This is a genomic window from Herbaspirillum sp. Her2 (assembly GCF_057961375.1).
The window spans coordinates 446,667-463,194 of the sequence record NZ_CM176331.1 but is presented as its reverse complement, the minus strand read 5'-3'; the positions used below and the strand labels follow the sequence as shown (position 1 = coordinate 463,194).

13 protein-coding genes are annotated in these 16,528 nt (G+C 63.9%); 5 read left to right on the top strand and 8 right to left on the bottom strand.

The features are described from left to right. The first annotated feature begins 23 nt into the window (after positions 1-23). The gene (locus tag ACWHXP_RS02045; RefSeq protein ID WP_489634607.1) at positions 24-995 is read left to right on the top strand and encodes a thymidylate synthase; all 972 of its coding nucleotides are present in this window, start codon (positions 24-26) and stop codon (positions 993-995) included. A 54-nt stretch (positions 996-1,049) separates the two neighbouring features. Next, positions 1,050-2,111: an NAD(P)H-dependent flavin oxidoreductase gene (locus tag ACWHXP_RS02040; protein WP_134223077.1), complete on the top strand. Its 1,062-nt coding sequence runs from the start codon at positions 1,050-1,052 to the stop codon at positions 2,109-2,111. A gap of 13 nt (positions 2,112-2,124) precedes the next feature. On the opposite strand, the gene ACWHXP_RS02035 is transcribed toward ACWHXP_RS02040, so the two are convergent. The 4 genes from ACWHXP_RS02035 to ACWHXP_RS02020 all read right to left on the bottom strand — a co-directional run bounded on the left by ACWHXP_RS02035 (position 2,125) and on the right by ACWHXP_RS02020 (position 9,286). Next, on the bottom strand, positions 2,125-3,606 hold the full coding sequence (locus tag ACWHXP_RS02035) for an efflux transporter outer membrane subunit (RefSeq protein ID WP_034330232.1): 1,482 nt from the start codon (positions 3,604-3,606) through the stop codon (positions 2,125-2,127). A gap of 89 nt (positions 3,607-3,695) precedes the next feature. Beyond that, positions 3,696-4,907 carry an efflux RND transporter periplasmic adaptor subunit gene (locus tag ACWHXP_RS02030; RefSeq protein WP_489634608.1) on the bottom strand — a complete coding sequence of 404 codons (1,212 nt, stop codon included), beginning with the start codon at positions 4,905-4,907 and terminating at the stop codon, positions 3,696-3,698. 114 nt (positions 4,908-5,021) lie between these two features. Continuing rightward, entirely contained in the window at positions 5,022-7,688 is a 2,667-nt protein-coding gene (mdoH, locus tag ACWHXP_RS02025; RefSeq protein ID WP_489634609.1) for a glucans biosynthesis glucosyltransferase MdoH, read from the bottom strand. Continuing rightward, complete coding sequence (locus ACWHXP_RS02020) at positions 7,661-9,286, bottom strand: glucan biosynthesis protein G (RefSeq protein ID WP_489634610.1); 1,626 nt, start codon at positions 9,284-9,286, stop codon at positions 7,661-7,663. The genes mdoH and ACWHXP_RS02020 overlap by 28 nt, the downstream gene beginning before the upstream one ends. A gap of 345 nt (positions 9,287-9,631) precedes the next feature. On the opposite strand from ACWHXP_RS02020, the gene ACWHXP_RS02015 reads away from it, so the two are divergent. Both ACWHXP_RS02015 and ACWHXP_RS02010 read left to right on the top strand, forming a co-directional pair. Next, on the top strand, positions 9,632-10,126 hold the full coding sequence (locus ACWHXP_RS02015; RefSeq protein WP_310159853.1) for a dihydrofolate reductase: 495 nt from the start codon (positions 9,632-9,634) through the stop codon (positions 10,124-10,126). A gap of 211 nt (positions 10,127-10,337) precedes the next feature. Beyond that, complete coding sequence (locus ACWHXP_RS02010; RefSeq protein WP_121045317.1) at positions 10,338-12,590, top strand: arginine/lysine/ornithine decarboxylase; 2,253 nt, start codon at positions 10,338-10,340, stop codon at positions 12,588-12,590. Between the two features lie 82 nt (positions 12,591-12,672). Here ACWHXP_RS02010 and ACWHXP_RS02005 read toward each other — a convergent pair whose 3' ends face one another. Both ACWHXP_RS02005 and ACWHXP_RS02000 read right to left on the bottom strand, forming a co-directional pair. After that, complete coding sequence (locus ACWHXP_RS02005) at positions 12,673-13,203, bottom strand: chromate transporter (RefSeq protein WP_088754808.1); 531 nt, start codon at positions 13,201-13,203, stop codon at positions 12,673-12,675. Beyond that, positions 13,200-13,832 (bottom strand): chromate transporter, encoded by a 633-nt coding sequence (locus tag ACWHXP_RS02000; RefSeq protein WP_489635884.1) that lies wholly within the window; start codon positions 13,830-13,832, stop codon positions 13,200-13,202. The genes ACWHXP_RS02005 and ACWHXP_RS02000 overlap by 4 nt, the downstream gene beginning before the upstream one ends. Positions 13,833-13,932: 100 nt before the next feature. Here ACWHXP_RS02000 and ACWHXP_RS01995 point away from each other — a divergent pair, with 100 nt between their 5' ends. Then, the gene (locus ACWHXP_RS01995; protein WP_489634611.1) at positions 13,933-14,859 is read left to right on the top strand and encodes a LysR family transcriptional regulator; all 927 of its coding nucleotides are present in this window, start codon (positions 13,933-13,935) and stop codon (positions 14,857-14,859) included. Positions 14,860-14,963: 104 nt separating this feature from the next. Here the strand turns inward: ACWHXP_RS01995 and dcd are convergent, their stop codons facing one another. Next, positions 14,964-15,533, bottom strand: a complete 570-nt coding sequence (gene dcd / locus ACWHXP_RS01990; RefSeq protein WP_039784915.1) for a dCTP deaminase — start codon at positions 15,531-15,533, stop codon at positions 14,964-14,966. A 122-nt stretch (positions 15,534-15,655) separates the two neighbouring features. Then, positions 15,656-16,477, bottom strand: coding sequence for an enhanced serine sensitivity protein SseB C-terminal domain-containing protein (locus tag ACWHXP_RS01985; protein WP_489634612.1), 822 nt, complete (start codon positions 16,475-16,477; stop codon positions 15,656-15,658). Between the last annotated feature and the right edge of the window lie 51 nt (positions 16,478-16,528).

The following is a 16,528-nucleotide window of genomic DNA, read 5'->3' as shown; positions in this document are numbered from 1 at the left end:
CGGCCAACCTCCCGAACATTGCAATGAAACAATACCAAGACCTCATCCAGGACGTGCTGACCAACGGCTCCTGGCAAGACAACCGCACCGGCATCCGTGCCCTGAGCATTCCCGGCGCCATGATGCGCTTCGACCTGCAGAAGGGTTTTCCGGCAGTGACCACCAAGCGCCTGGCCTTCAAGTCGGTGGTGGGCGAACTGTGCGGCTTCCTGCGCGCCACCCGCAGCGCGGCCGATTTCCGCGCGCTGGGCTGCAAGGTCTGGGACCAGAACGCCAACGAAAACGCCGACTGGCTGGCCAATCCGTTCCGCACCGGCACCGATGACCTGGGCCCGGTGTATGGCGTGCAGTGGCGCGAATGGCCGGCCTACAAGCTGATCGACGCTGCGCACACAGCGCAGATCGACGCGGCCCGTGCCAAGGGCTTTGCCATCGTCTCCTCGCTGCAGGACAACGGTGTGGAAAAAGTCCTGCTCTACAAGGCCGTGGACCAGTTGCGCGAATGCCTGGATACCATCGTCAAGAATCCCGGCAGCCGCCGCATCCTGTTCCACGGCTGGAACTGCGCGGTGCTGGACGAAATCGCCCTGCCCGCCTGCCACCTGCTGTACCAGTTCCTGCCCAACCAGAGCACCGGCGAGATCTCGCTCTGCCTGTACGTGCGCAGCAACGACATCGGCCTGGGCACGCCCTTCAACCTGGCCGAAGGCGCGGCGCTGCTGCACCTGGTGGCACGCCTGACCGGCTACAAGCCGCGCTGGGTCAGCTACTTCGTGGGCGATGCGCACATCTATGAAAACCATATCGACATGGTCAAGGAACAGTTGACGCGCGAGCCCTATCCGCTGCCGCAACTGGCCATCGCCGAGCGCGTGCCGGAATTCGCCAGGACCCGCGAGTACGCCCCGCAATGGCTGGAACTGGTCGAGCCGACCGACTTCTCGCTGGTCAACTACCAGCACCACGCCCCGCTGACCGCGCCCATGGCGGTCTGATCCACCTCGGCAAGCCGGCTCCGTTGAGGGCCGGCCTGCGCTTAGGGAGTTCGCATGTCCAACGCGCTGCTGCAACGACTGGGCCTGGCCCATCCCATCATCCAGGCCCCGATGGCGGGCAGTTCCACCGTGACCATGGCAGCGGCTGCCTCCAATGCCGGTGCGCTGGGCTCGCTGGCGCTGGGGGCCTCTTCGGTGGCGCAGGCGCGCGAGGCGCTGGCGCAATTGCATGCCCTCACCGACAAACCCTTCAACGTCAATTTCTTCTGCCACCAGCCGGCCGTCCTGGATCCCGCCCGCGATGCGGCGTGGGTCAGGCACCTGCAAGGCCATCTGGACGAATTCGGCGGCAGCATCAGCCTGCCCTTGAAAGAGATCTACCAGAGCTTCATCGTCGATACCGGGATGCAGCAACTGGTGCTGGAATTGCCCCCGGCCGTGGTCAGTTTCCACTTCGGATTACCGGACGCGGGCGTCATCCAGTCACTGAAAAACGCCGGTGTCTTCCTGATGGCCACCGCCACCAATCTGGACGAAGCACGCCAGATCGAGGCAGCCGGACTGGATGCCATCGTGGCGCAGGGTATTGAAGCCGGCGGCCATCGCGGCATCTTTGATGAACACAAGGATGAGGAAATCGGCACCTTCGCCCTGGTACGCCTGCTGGCCACGCAGTGCCGGCTGCCGGTGATCGCCGCCGGCGGCATCATGGATGGTGCCGGCATTGCGGCAGCCCTGCGGCTGGGCGCGCAGGCGGTGCAACTGGGCACGGCCTTCCTGCTCACGCGTGAATCGGGTGCCAACGCCGCCTACAGAAATCTGCTCAAGAGTTCACGTGCCCGGCACACGCGCGTGACCGCCGCCATCTCCGGCCGCCGCGCACGGGGCATCGTCAACCGCTTCATGGAAGAAATCGACATATCGCCTGCAACCCCCATCCCTGCGTACCCCGCCGCCTACGACGCCGGCAAGCAGTTGCACGCCATGGCCACCGCCAGGGAGGTGCACGAGTTCGGCGCCCACTGGGCTGGCCAGGGCGCGGCGCTCATCCGGGATGGCTATACGGTCGGGGAACTGGTGCACCTGCTGGTGCAGGAGTGGCAGGCGCAGGGCTGACCCGCGCCTGGATTCAGGAGACGGTGTCGGTGCTGGCAGCACCGGGCTCCGCCGGCACCTGCTTGTCCTGCCAGCCGCCACCCAGGGCCTTGTAGAGCGAGACGGTCGCCTGCAGGCGCTGCAGCTTGATCTGGCCCAGCTGGTTCTGCGCTTCCGACAAGGTGCGCTGGGTATCGAGCACCACCAGCAGATCCTCGGCCCCGGCGCGATAGCGGATCTCCGCCAGCTCGAAGGCGAAGCGCGCCTGGTCCACCTCATTGACCTTCAGGCGATAACGCTCTTCCAGACTGCGAATGGCCCCCAGGGCCTTTTCCACTTCCGACAGCGAGGTAATCACGCGCTGGCGATACACCTGCACCAGTTCTTCCTTCTGCGCCTCGGCCAGCGCCTGCTGGTTGCGCAGGTTGCCGCCGTCGAAGATCGGCGCGATCAGGCTGGTACCGAGATTGGCGAACAGATTCGGACCATTGAAGAGCGACAGCAAGGCATTGCTCTGCGCCCCGGTGGAACCGGTCAGCGAGATGCTGGGGAAGAGCGAAGCCCGCGCCACGGCCACATTGGCATTGGCCGCCGCCAGATTGGCTTCGGCACGGCGAATGTCGGGTCGACGCGTCAGCAGTTCCGACGGCAGGCCCGCCGAAATACGCGGCATCTGGATCTTCGCCAGACCCTTTTCCTCGACCTTGAAATTCTGCGGCGGACGGCCCAGCAGGATGGCCAGCGCGGTCTGCGCGTCCTGCTCCTGCTGTTGCAGATCGGGAATCAGCTGGCGCTGGTTGGCCAGGGCCGAGCGCTGGCGCGCCAGGTCCAGCGGCGAGGCCGAACCGGCGCGGCTTTGCGCCTCCACCAGACGCAACACGCGCTCGGCATTGTTGACGTTCTGGCGTGCGATCTCCAGCCGGTCACGCAGCGACAGCACCTGCAGATAGGTGGAAACGATGCCGCTGGTGACCGTCAACGCGACCGTTTCCCGGTCGTAGCGATTGGCGCGCAAGGTCGCTTCGGCGGCTTCGACACCCGCGCGGTTCTTGCCCCAGAAATCGATTTCGTAGCTGACCTGCAGGCTGGCATTGGCGCTGTTGGTGGGCGTGCCGCCGGAGATGGGCATCTCGCGGTTGGCACCGGCATTCAGGCTCACATTGGGCAGCAGCGGTGCACCGGCGATGCGGGCTTGCGCCTCGGCCTGCTTGATGCGCGAGAAGGCGGCAGCGATTTCGTAATTGTTGCGCTGGCCTTCCTGCACCAGGGAAGACAATTCACCACTGCCAAACTGTTTCCACCAGTCGGTATCGGGCCACAACTGCTCGGCGTGCGCCACGTCGGCAGAAGCACCGCCGCCCCATTTGTCGGGCACCTGCATTTCGAGGATGGGATCGGGCTGCACCTCACGCGTGACGCAGCCGCCGATGGCCAGCACCAGCGCGGCCGCCATCGCCACCCGCGTCATGCGGGGCCATGGAGAAGACGTCAGCAGCGGTGTATTACGCAGTGTCATGGGCTTGAACATCGACAGATGAAAACAGAGAGGACCGGGTCACCCGGCGAAGCCGTTACTTTACAGCAAGCCTCGCGCCCGTCCCGCGATTACTTGGCGGCGGCGTTGCCATTGCCCGCCGGTGCCGGCGGATTGGCCGGCAGCAGTACCTGCTCGCCCTCCTTCAGACCGGACAGCACCTGAGCACGTTCGCCATCGCGAATGCCGATCTTGATCTTGCGCGTTTCCAGCGTACCATCGGCCAGCACCACCTTGACGGTCTGGGTGCCATCCATGCCGGGCTTGGTCACGAGCGAGCGCGGAATGGCCGGCACGTGTTCCGCCCGCGCCAGCACGAAATACACGTCGGCACTCATGCCGCTCATCAGTTCGCGGCTGGGATTGGCCACATCGAAGAGCACGGTGTAATACGCCTTCTTGCCCTGGCGACCGGAGTCATCGGTGGGCAGCAGCATGATCTGGCGCAGCTTGCCGCTCCAGCGCTTGCCGGGATAGCCGGGGGTGGTGAAATACGCGGTCATGCCCTTTTGGAGGCGCGTCACGTCCTCTTCCGATACCGGCACCTGCACCGTCATGCGAGAGAGATCGGCGATGCGCATCAGCACTTCCTGGTTGGCGCTGACCATCTGGCCGGGGCGCGCGTTGAGGGTGACGATGGTGCCGCTGACCGGGGCCTCGATGCGGGTCTGCTTCTGCACGGCCTCATCTTCACGAATGGCCGCTTCGGTCTGCTGGATCTGCGCGTTGGTGGCGTCCACGCGGGAAGCCGCCGCATACATGTTCATGCGGCTGGATTCGTAGGATTCTTCGCGAGTGGCGTTCTCGGCCTTGAGCTGGGTCTGGCGCTGGAACTGCAGTTGCGCAAAGTCCAGCTGCGCATTCTGTCCGGCCAGCTCGGCCTTCAGTCGTGCCAGCGTGGCACGGTTGCTTTCGATGCGGCTGTTCTGCACGGCCGGCGCGACGGTGGCCAGCAGGCGTCCGGCCTTGACTGCCTCGCCGATCACCACTTCCACGTCCGAGATCTGGCCGGCCACCTTGGAGCCGACGTCCACATAATCCTGGGCCACCACATTGCCGGTGGCGTTGACGACCTGCTCCAGGTCGGCACGTTCGACGGCCACCGTTTCCAGCTTCACCGGAATCGGCTTGGGCGGAGCAGGCGGCGGCGACTGCCGCGCATAGAGCGCATAGCCGCCGCCCAGCACCAGCACCAACGCGACGACACTCCACCAGGCTTTCTGCCGGGCAGGCGCATGGGTGGTCGGGACTACGTGCGGGAGTGGGTCGTGCGGCTCGGTCATGTCACAGGCGGCAAACGTTGAATCAAGTCAGGGTCAACAAAGCGTGATGATCCCTGCAAAAGATGACGGCCGAATGTCTTCGGCCGTCCCCTGTTCCGGTCGTGGTCCGCCCCCTCAGGCGGCCAGTGCCGGTGATGCGACGGCGGCGGCAGGTGCCGCTTGCTGGCGCGCGGCATGCCAGTCCGGATGGACCTCGGCAGCACCGCTCCAGACCGCCTGGTGCAGTTGCGACAGCAGGCCCGGTTCTTCCAGGATGCTGTTTTTCTGCTTGTCGTTGAGCGCGTCCGGCCCATCCTTGAGCGCGGTGCGCACCAGCTTCTCGCGCAGGTGCTGCGTCAGTTGCGGCACGTGCGGATGCGCATGCGCCGTGGCACAGACCAGCGCATTGAAGGACGGATCGACCACGGCCTCGACGAAGCCCGGCAGCGGCGGGGTCTCTTCATGATGGCGCACGGTTTCGCGCAGCTCGAACGGTGGCGTGGTCTCCTCAGGGATCTTGAACAGACCCGCACGGCGGAAGCCACGGCCATACGTCACACGCGAGGACAGTACCGATACCGGCACCGACACCGCCAGCGAACCGGCAATCGGAATGAGCCAATAGATGAAGGACGGATTGAGCCAGTACACCAGCGCACCCCATGCCACGCCCAGCACCGAGTGCCAGCCATGGCGGCGTACCGCCTCGCCCCAGCCGGTTTCATTGTCGGCACGCGGCGGCGACTTCCAGCCGGCATTCCAGCCGAGGAAGGCCCCCAGCACGAAGCGGGTGTGGAACAGCATGCGCACCGGCGCCAGCGCCATCGAGAACAGCAGCTCGATCACCATGCTCACGAACAGCGCCAGCGCACCGCCGAAGCCGCGCGCGCCCTTCACCGCAAACAGCAGCACGGCCAGGATCTTGGGGAGGAACAGGATGGTGGCGGTGGCCGAGACCAGCGCCAGTGCCTTCTCCGGATGCCATTCCGGCCAGATCGGGAAGAGCTGGCGCGGTGCCGTGAAATACTGCGGATCGATCAGCGTATGCGCTGCCAGCAGCACCGTGGAGAGGATCAGGAACAGCCCCCACAGCGGTGCCGACACGTAAGCCATCACACCGGTGACGAACACCGCGCGATGCACCGCGTGCATGCCACGCGCCAGGAACAGGCGGAAGTTCATCAGGTTGCCCTGGCACCAGCGGCGGTCCCGACTGAGTTCATCGAGCAGGTTGGGCGGCATTTCTTCGTAGCTGCCGTCCAGGTCATAGGCGATCCACACCGACCAGCCTGCACGACGCATCAGCGACGCCTCCACGAAGTCGTGCGACATGATCGGACCGGACAGGTTGCCCTTGCCCGGCAGCGGCGCCAGCGCGCAGTACTTCATGAAGGGCTGCAGGCGGATGATGGCGTTGTGGCCCCAGAAGTGCGACTCGCCCAGTTGCCAGTAATGCAGGCCGGCCGTAAACAGCGGGCCATACACGCGGGTCGAGAATTGCTGGATGCGCGCATACAAGGTATCGCGCCCGGCTGCGCGCGGTGCGGTCTGGATGATGCCCGCGCCCGGATGGGCTTCCATCAGGCGGGTCAGCTTGGTGAGGCATTCGCCGGTCATGACGCTGTCGGCGTCGAGCACCACCATGTAGCGGTAATCGGCCCCCCAGCGGCGGCAGAAGTCGTCCAGGTTGCCGCTCTTGCGCTTGACGCGGCGACGGCGGTGACGATAGAAGATGCGTCCGAAACCGCCGGTCTCGCGGCAGAGGCGGTCCCATGCCGCAGTCTCGGCGGCGCAGATGTCGGCTTCGCCGCTGTCGCTCAGGATGAAGAAATCGAAGTGCTGGATCTGCCCGGTGCGTTCCAGCGACTCGTAAGTCGCGCGCAGGCCGGCGAAGACGCGTGCCACATCTTCGTTGCAGATGGGCATGACGATGGCCGTGCGGGCCTCCGGCGCGATCTCGGTATGGCCGGCCTTCTCGTGCGAGATGAGGTACTTGTCATCACCGCGCATGAGGAGCAGGAAGCCGGTCATGGCCGTCCAGAACCCGGCCGAGACCCACAGGAACAGCAGTCCGAACAGGAACAGCACCACCATCTCCAGCGGCTTGGTGCCGTGATACGGCAGCACGTCGCTCATGAAATAGGTGGCCATGGAGGTCTGCAGCGCCATCAGCACCAGCAGCGTAATACGGCGGATGTTGCCCGTATGCTGCCAGTGCCCCTTGGGATCGGGGGCCTCGGACTGGTCCAGGTGATCCTCGATGTAGCGCGGTTCGTCATCCACCGGCGGCGCGGCTTCAGCCACCTTGGCGCGGCCCTTGCGGGCGCGGCGCCAGCGGCTGGGACGGCGTTCCAGGCGGCGGTTTTCCTCTTCCACCCAGCGCGAGAAAGGATTGAGTTCGCCCCACGGGCGCGGCACCATCGATTTGCGATGCATCGGCGGGCCGACCGGAATGCGCGGCTGGCCGCGCTCTTCACCAATGGGAGGAACGGGCGCACCCTGCACCGCCTGTGCCGCCTGGGCAACTGGGACGGCCGCCGGTTGCGCGGCGGGATACATGAGACGCAGGCGCGCATCGACCGAAGCTTGCGCTGCGGCCGGTACCAGGCTGGCATCGCGCCCGGAGGCCTCGGCCAGCACGCGGTGCAGGTCGGCCACCGGATCGCCGGAGCCGATTGCACCCGCGCGCGCAGCCAGGTCCTGGCGTTGCTCAGGCGACAGCGGCAGACGCGCGAGGTAATCCTCCAGCGTCTGCGAGGCTGCCGAAGTCTGCCTTAGTTGGGGGGTAATATGTAGCTCCACGTTTCAGACAAAGTTGTGCCGCCGTTGGCATTGCGCAGGAAACCGCGCAGCTCGACGGGCTTGTTTTCTTCCAGGCGGCGCAGCTTGACTTCCACGCGCCAGCCGCCGGTCATTTCGTTCTTGCGGGTGGTGACGCTGGCCAGCTTGCCATTGGCATCGGCCTCGACCACGCCTTCCACGCGCGCATTGGCGGGCAGCTTCTTGAGGTTGCCGCCGTCGAAGTCGATCGCCAGCTGCTGCACCTCATCCTGCTTGCCTTCCTGCTTGGGACGGTAGCCGTGGCCGAACAGGGTCTGCGTGACGAAGGCCAGTGGCGGACGCTTCTCGTTGTCCTTCTGCCAGGACAGGCGGTATTCCACGTTCAGCGGCTGGCCCGGCTTGGGCAGCGTGCTGGGAATCCAGTAGGCCACGATGTTGTCGTTGGTCTCGTCGGGCGTGGGAATCTGCACCAGCTCCACGCGGCCCGAACCCCACTTGCCCTTGGGCTCGACCCAGGCGCTGGGGCGCGACTGGTAGTTGTAGTCCAGGTCTTCGTAGTGCGAGAAATTGCGGTCGCGCTGCATCAGGCCAAAGCCCTGCGGATTGTCGAAGGAGAACGAAGTGACCAGCAGGCGCTTGGGGTTCACCAGCGGACGCCACAGCCATTCGCCGGTACCCGACTGCATCGACAGGCCGTCCGAATCATGCACTTCCGGACGGAAGTCATCAGCCGGACCCGGCTGGTTCTCGCCGAAGAGGAACATGCTGGTCAGCGGGGCGATGCCCAGCTTGGTGACATTGCTGCGCAGGTAGAGCTGGGCCTTGACGTCCATGGCGGTATCCACGCCAGGCTTGAGGACGAAGCGATAAGCCCCGGTAGCGCGCGGCGAATCCAGCAGCGCATAGATCACCAGTTCCTTGGCATCGCCCGAGGGACGCTCCAGCCAGAATTCGGTGAAGCGCGGGAATTCCTCGCCCGAATAGAGTGCGGTATCGATGGCCAGCCCGCGCGCGGAGAGGCCATAGCTCTGCCCCTTGCCCATGGCGCGGAAGTAGCTGGCACCGTGGAAGGTCAGCACGTCATCCTTGACCTTGGCCGAGTTGAGCGGGAAGCGGATGCGGAACCCGGCAAAGCCGATGTTGCGCAGGGTGCGCGGATCGACGCTGCGGTTGGCGCTGTAATCGAAGAGCGCCGGATTGAAATGGATCTCGCGCACGGCGTCGCCGACCACTTCATTGATCTTGACCGGCTCGGTATAGCTCGCGCCCAGATGGATGAAGGACAGTTCGAAAGGCAGCTTCTGGGCGCGCCAATACGACTTGTCATCGCGGAAGTAGATCTGGCTGGCCTGCTCGTAGCTCAGGTCCTTGAGCGACTTGGGCAGGTCATCGGCGGGCTTCTTGTACGACTTGCCGGCCAGCGCCTTGGCGCGGGCGGCCACCGTATTGAAATCAAAGGCCAGGGCAGCTTGTGGCAAGGCCAGCGCCAGCAGACCCGCCAGGGTCGCCGGAGCGGCGAGGCGACGCCACCAGGTCGATCGTGCGGCACTGCGCCGGGAAACGAGTCCCTCGCGCGGCCAGGAGGTGGTGTGAAGCAGCATTATTGTTTTGTCTGACATGCAATTTTCTGGTTGATTGCCCCGGCAGACACTGGAAGCAGCGCCGCACCGGAAAGCAGGCGCTAGTTTACCCAAATGTGGCGGGGATTGTTCGCTAGTTCATATGAAGATGGCATGCTTGCAGAGGGAATCGCCCTGAGGGACAGTATTTCCTGAATGAAACTTCATTCGACTGCAAACCCGGCCCCGGCGCGCGCAAGCGGCCAGCCGGTTCAGGTATAAGGGCAGGTGGCGGCGCATAAAGTTCCGTGCTGCAGCATGGCTGCTGTAACATTATGCTTCTGTCGCCCTTGCATCCGGCCGTGCGCCGGGCTGCAGGCCTTCCGTCCGAACCCAGATTCCCGCATGACCACAGCTTCCGGCTCCCTCACCATCGTCGTCGCCACCGACCTCAACAACGGCATCGGCATTCGCAACACCCTGCCCTGGCATCTGCCGGAAGACCTGGCCCATTTCAAGCGCACCACCTCGGGGCATGCCATCCTGATGGGCCGCAAGACCTTTGAATCGATCGGCCGGCCGCTGCCCAACCGGCGCAACATCGTCATCACCCGCAATGCCGAATGGCAACACGCGGGCGTGGAGACGGCGGCCTCGCTGCAGGACGCCGCCGCGCTGGCGCAGGGTGCACCGGCCTTCATCATCGGCGGTGCGCAGATCTATGCGGAAGCCCTGCCGCTGGTGGACCGGCTCATCATCACCCGCATCAACCAGGCTTTTGATTGCGACGCCTTCTTCCCGGCCCTGGACCCGCTGCTGTGGCAGGAGACGGCACGTGAGGACCACCGGTCCGAAACTTCCGGATTGGACTACGCTTTTGTGACATACGAAAGACGTTGAACCACGTCGGCGCGAGGCTGTTGTTTTTTCCCTTTTTTGCTTAAACTGCGCACCTCTTTAGCGCAGTTGGCGCGCACGTTGCGCGCATATCTGCGACAATCCCGCTTTCATTTTTCCGGCGCGCAAGCACTGCCAGCCCAGGCGCTTTTCTTTTCACCCCCTGCGCGCGCCCGCCTACCCGGTCCCACGCGCGCAAAGCCTGGAGAAATCCATGAAATTCCGATTCCCCATCGTCATCATCGACGAAGACTTCCGCTCCGAAAACACCTCGGGCCTGGGCATCCGCGCCCTGGCCGACGCCATCGAAGCCGAAGGCATGGAAGTGCTGGGCGTGACCAGCTACGGCGACCTGGCCCAGTTCGCCCAGCAGCAGTCGCGCGCCTCGGCCTTCATCCTGTCCATCGACGATGAAGAAATGGGTGCCGGCTCTGACGAAGAAACCGACCACGCCCTCAAGGCCCTGCGTGCCTTCGTGAGCGAAATTCGTCACAAGAACGCCGACATCCCCATCTACCTCTACGGTGAAACCCGCACCTCGCGCCACATTCCCAACGATGTGCTGCGCGAACTGCACGGTTTCATTCACATGTTCGAAGATACGCCGGAGTTCGTGGCGCGCCACATCATCCGCGAAGCCAAGTCCTACCTGGACGGCCTGGCCCCGCCGTTCTTCCGCGCCCTGGTCGATTACGCCCAGGATGGTTCCTATTCCTGGCACTGCCCCGGCCACTCCGGCGGCGTGGCTTTCCTGAAGTCGCCCGTGGGCCAGATGTTCCACCAGTTCTTCGGCGAACGCATGCTGCGCGCCGACGTCTGCAATGCCGTGGAAGAACTGGGCCAGCTGCTGGACCACACCGGCCCGGTGGCCAACTCGGAACGCAATGCGGCGCGCATCTTCAATGCCGACCACTGCTACTTCGTCACCAACGGTACCTCGACCTCCAACAAGATGGTCTGGCACTCGACCGTGGCACCGGGCGACATCGTCGTGGTGGACCGCAACTGCCACAAGTCCATCCTGCACTCCATCATCATGACCGGCGCGATTCCCGTGTTCCTGATGCCCACGCGTAACCACCTGGGCATCATCGGACCGATCCCGCTGGAAGAGTTCACCCTGGAAAGCATCCAGCGCAAGATCGAAGCCAACCCCTTCGCCCGCGAAGCCAAGAACAAGAAGCCGCGCATCCTGACCATCACCCAGTCGACCTACGACGGCGTGGTCTACAACGTCGAGACCCTGAAGGACATGCTCGACGGCGAGATCGAAACCCTGCACTTCGACGAAGCCTGGCTGCCGCACGCGACCTTCCACGACTTCTACAAGGACATGCACGCCATCGGCAAGGACCGTCCGCGCGCCAAGAAGTCGCTGATCTTCTCGACCCAGTCGACCCACAAGCTGCTGGCCGGCCTGTCGCAGGCCTCGCAGATCCTGGTGCGCGAGTCGGAAACCGTGAAGCTCGATGAAGATGCCTTCAACGAAGCCTTCCTGATGCACACCTCGACCTCGCCGCAATACTCGATCATCGCCTCCTGCGACGTCGCAGCCGCCATGATGGAAGCGCCGGGCGGCACGGCGCTGGTGGAAGAAAGCATCCTGGAAGCGCTGGACTTCCGCCGCGCCATGAAGAAGATCGACCAGGAATTCGGCGATGAATGGTGGTTCCAGGTCTGGGGCCCCAACAGCTTCGCCGCCGACGGCATCGGCGAGCGCGAAGACTGGGTCATCAAGGCCGAGGACGACTGGCACGGTTTCGGCAACCTGGCACCGGGCTTCAACATGCTGGACCCGATCAAGGCCACCATCGTCACCCCCGGCCTGGCCCTGAACGGCCAGTTCGGCGAGAACGGCATCCCGGCCTCCATCGTGACCAAGTACCTGGCCGAGCACGGCGTGATCGTGGAGAAGTGCGGCCTGTATTCCTTCTTCATCATGTTCACCATCGGCATCACCAAGGGCCGCTGGAACACCCTGGTGACGGCGCTGCAGCAGTTCAAGGACGACTACGACAAGAACCAGCCGATCTGGCGCATCCTGCCCGAGTTCGCGCAGCGCAATCCGCGCTACGAGCGCCTGGGCCTGCGCGACCTGTGCCAGCAGATCCACGAGACCTACCGCGCCTACGACGTGGCCCGCCTGACCACCGAGATGTATCTCTCGGACATGCAGCCGGCCATGAAGCCTTCGGACGCCTTCTCCAAGATGGCGCACCGCGAGATCGAGCGCGTCCCCCTGGACGAACTCGAAGGCCGCGTCACCTCGATCCTGCTGACTCCCTATCCGCCGGGCATCCCCCTGCTGATCCCGGGCGAGATCTTCAACAAGACCATCGTCGATTACCTGAAGTTTGCGCGTGATTTCAACGAGAAATTCCCGGGCTTCGAAACCGACGTGCATGGCCTGGTCAAGCGTGAAGTCAACGGCCGCCGCGATTACTTCGTGGATTGCGTCAAGCAGTAAGCCTCAGCGCTGCACGTAAAAAAAAACAGCCGATGCCTGCGAGGGCATCGGCTGTTTTGTTTTCGCTCCGGCAGAGGCGCCGTCAGAAAGTACCGAGATAGAAGAATCCCGCCAACGCCCCGCCAAACAACAACCACAACGGATGGATTTTTGTCTTGAGCGCGATGATGGCAGTGGCCGCCGTGATCGCCGCCAGGAAGCCGTGGGTGATCGACGCCTGCGTGATCAACAGCGCCGACGCCGCGACCAGCCCGCCCGTAACCGGCAGCAGCCCGGCCTGAACGTGCCGCCGCCAGGGCTTGTCCTTGAACCTCTCCCAGACGTGCAACATGATGATGGTGATGAGGGAGGACGGCCCGAACTTGGCCAGGCTGGTCACCAGCATCCCCCAGAAGCCGGCCACATGCCAGCCCACCAGCGTGACCACCATCAGGTTGGGACCGGGTGCCGCCTGCCCCAAGGCGAACAGCGCACTGAAATCCTCGGCGCTCATCCAGTGATGCACTTCCACTACCTGGCGCTGCATCTCCGGCAGGATGGTATTGCCGCCACCGAAGGCCAGCACCGACAACTGCGTGAAGATGATGGCCAATGCGATCAGGGTCTGGCTCATTGCGCGCCCTCCTTCTTGCCCTCACGCTGCGCCGGCACAGCCTGCGGCTTGGCGGCAAAGCGATCACCGTAACGTGCGGTGAGGACCACGCTGATGGGTGTCATCACCAGCATCACCCACAGCAAGGGGATACGCAGGAAGGCGATGGCGATGAAGCAGATCACCGCCACGGCCGCCAGCACCAGATTCTTGCGCAGCGGCAGCGCGATCTTGACGGCCATCTGGATCAGCAGGCCCGCAGCCGCCGCAGCCAGTCCGGCGAACAGATGCTTGAGGTTGGGATCATGCTGGAAATGCTGGTAGATCATCCCCAGCAGGATCACCACCATGGAAGGCACGGCGATCAAGCCGGTGATGCCCGCCACGGCGCCCTTCCAGCCCCGGAACTTCATGCCCAGCGCCACCGACAGGTTGATGATGTTGCCCCCGGGCAGGAACTGGCACAGGCCCAGCAACTCGACGAATTCAGGATCGGTCAGCCATTTTCGGCGTTCGACGATCATGCGGTGTGCCAGCGGCAGCGCGCCGCCAAAGGCGGTCATGCCCAGGCCGAGAAAGCCCAGGAACAATTCCCTGGTAGCGGGGATAGGCCGTTGCTCGGCCAGGAGGTCAGGAGTGCTCATCATCATCTCATGCAAGCGCGGCGTGATTGCCGCATGCATGAAAGGCTACGCTTGAGGAGGGTTTTTGTCTAATATATGTCAGACACCCTATCCATATTTTACCGATATGTCACCATCCATCGACCTGCGCCTGTTGCGCTACTTCATTGCCGTGGCTGAAGAGGGCCACCTGACCAAGGCGGCCGAGCGCATCGGCATCCAGCAGCCGCCGCTGTCGCAACAGATCCGCCTGCTGGAGCGCGAACTGGGCGTGACGCTGTTCAACCGCCTGCCGCGCGGCATGGAACTCACCGACAGCGGCACCGCCCTGTTCAACGATGCCCGCGCCCTGCTGGCGCAACTCGATACGACGGTGGCCAGCGTGCGCCGCATCGCCCAGGGCAAGATGGGACGCATCGCCGTGGGCTTCACCGAATCGGCCTCGCTGCATCCCTTCGTGCATTCGGTCATTCGCGCCTTCCGTGCCGATGCGCCGGACGTGGCGATGACGGTGGAAGAAAGCAATACGAATGAACTGATCGAAGCACTGCGCGCCAAGCGGCTGGACCTGGCCTTCGTGCGTTCTCCCGTGGGGGATTCCGGCGGCCTGACCATCGAGACCATGCTGGTGGAAGACATGGTGGCCGCGTTGCCGATCGACCATCCGCTGGCCGAGCAAGGCAAGCGCAAGAGCATCGCCCTGCACGCGCTGGCCGAGGAATCCTTCATCATGACACGCCGGCCCAACGGCCCCGGCCTGTACGACACCATCATCGCGGCCTGCCATGCGGCGGGCTTCTCGCCACAGGTGATCCAGGAGGCGCGCAAGAATCTCTCCACGCTCTCGCTGGTGGCGGCGGGCGTAGGGGTGGCCGTCATCCCGGCGTCGATGACGCGGGTCAATGCGGAGGGAGTGGTGTACCTCAAACTGAGCGGCGCAGCCGAGCTGAAAGCGCCGCTGCACCTGGCTTACCGCACCGGCAGCATCAGCAGCGCGGCACGGCTGATGCGTGAAGAGGCGCTGAAACTGAGTGCGGGACGCAAGCGGCGCTGATGTCGGCAGGCATATTGCCGAGATATGGCAATCCGTTGATCGATACAAAAATGGCTTCCCGCAGGAAGCCATTTTTTGTACTGCCGATATGGTTTATATCGTTTTCAGGTCTTGGGCAAGGTCACGCCATGCTGTCCCTGGTACTTGCCGCCGCGATCCTTGTAGGAGGTCTCGCAGACTTCATCGCTTTCGAAGAAGAGCACCTGGGCGCAGCCTTCACCGGCATAGATCTTGGCGGGCAGCGGCGTGGTGTTGGAGAACTCCAGGGTCACGTAGCCTTCCCATTCCGGTTCGAAGGGGGTGACGTTGACGATGATGCCGCAGCGCGCGTAGGTGGACTTGCCCAGGCAGATGGTCAGGACGCTGCGCGGGATGCGGAAGTATTCGACGGTACGCGCCAGGGCGAAGGAGTTGGGGGGGATGATGCAGACATCGCCCTTGAAATCCACGAAGGATTTTTCGTCGAAGTTCTTGGGATCGACGATGGTGGAATTGATGTTGGTGAAGATCTTGAATTCGTTGGCACAGCGGATATCGTAGCCATAGGACGAGGTGCCGTAGGAAACGATCTTGCTGCCGTCAGCGGCCAGGCGCACCTGCCCGGGCTCGTAGGGTTCGATCATTCCTTCCTGCTCCGCCATGCGGCGGATCCACTTGTCTGACTTGATGGCCATGGTATTCAACGTATTCAAAGAATCCGGCATTTTACGCGAAAACCGGCCCAAGTTGGGCCATCGCGGGCCATCCTGGCACGCCCGGGCCTGCCGCAGCTGCCCGGCAGGCCTGCTTGCCTCAGTTATCGTCCCCCGCCGAACAGGGACTTGAAGAAACCCACGCGTTCGGGTTGGCGGCGTTCATAGAAGGGCTTGGTCTCGGTCAGCATGAAGTCGGCGATGCTGTTGCCGGCCTCCACGCGCAACATGTCCACCGGTGCATTGGCCGGTCCGTGCTCGGCGATCACGTGCGTGATCTCGCGCATCAGGCGTTCCATGTGGCTGGCGGGAAGATCGACGCCTATCACCAAGGTGGGCTGTGGATCGTGACCAGGGTTGTGCATGAGAGCGAGATAGGCGGCCTTGACCTTGTCGTGGCGGGTAAAGAACGCCGACAGCGCGTCCAGCATCGCCTGCGGCGGCTGATCCGGCACACCCAGCTGCACATTGGCACCGCCCATGTCGCGCGAGGGCGGCACGCCGCCGTTGTCTTGCTGCAGCACGTGGGCCACTTCGCCGGGGACGAAGTACTTGGGGAGGGGGCTGTCAGGATAGAGGATGAAAATCGTCCGGCCATCGCCACACATGCGGAAGAGCTCGCGCACCGTCATGCCCAGACAGGAAGCGCCTTCCTCGAAGGCTTGCCCGATTTCCTCCATGGAACTGAACATGGGCAGCATCATCTCGCCGTCTTCGCCGGGCCAGCGCATGATCTGGACCTGCTCGCGGTTGCCGTCGGGCGGCAGGTTGCCGCGCACGAACACGGTGGACTCCAGGAGCATGCGATAGAAGGCCGGACGCGCTTCCGGGTCTTCGTGGGCCCGGCGCAGGGCTTCTTCGAGGGGGGTGACGGCAGGGGAGGATTCGGCTTGCATGGCGCTCTCTTTCTGGTTGTTGGGGTCCATGCCGTACCGTTCCGGCGAATGGCACAAGGCGCACTTTTGAGCAGGCTGCAA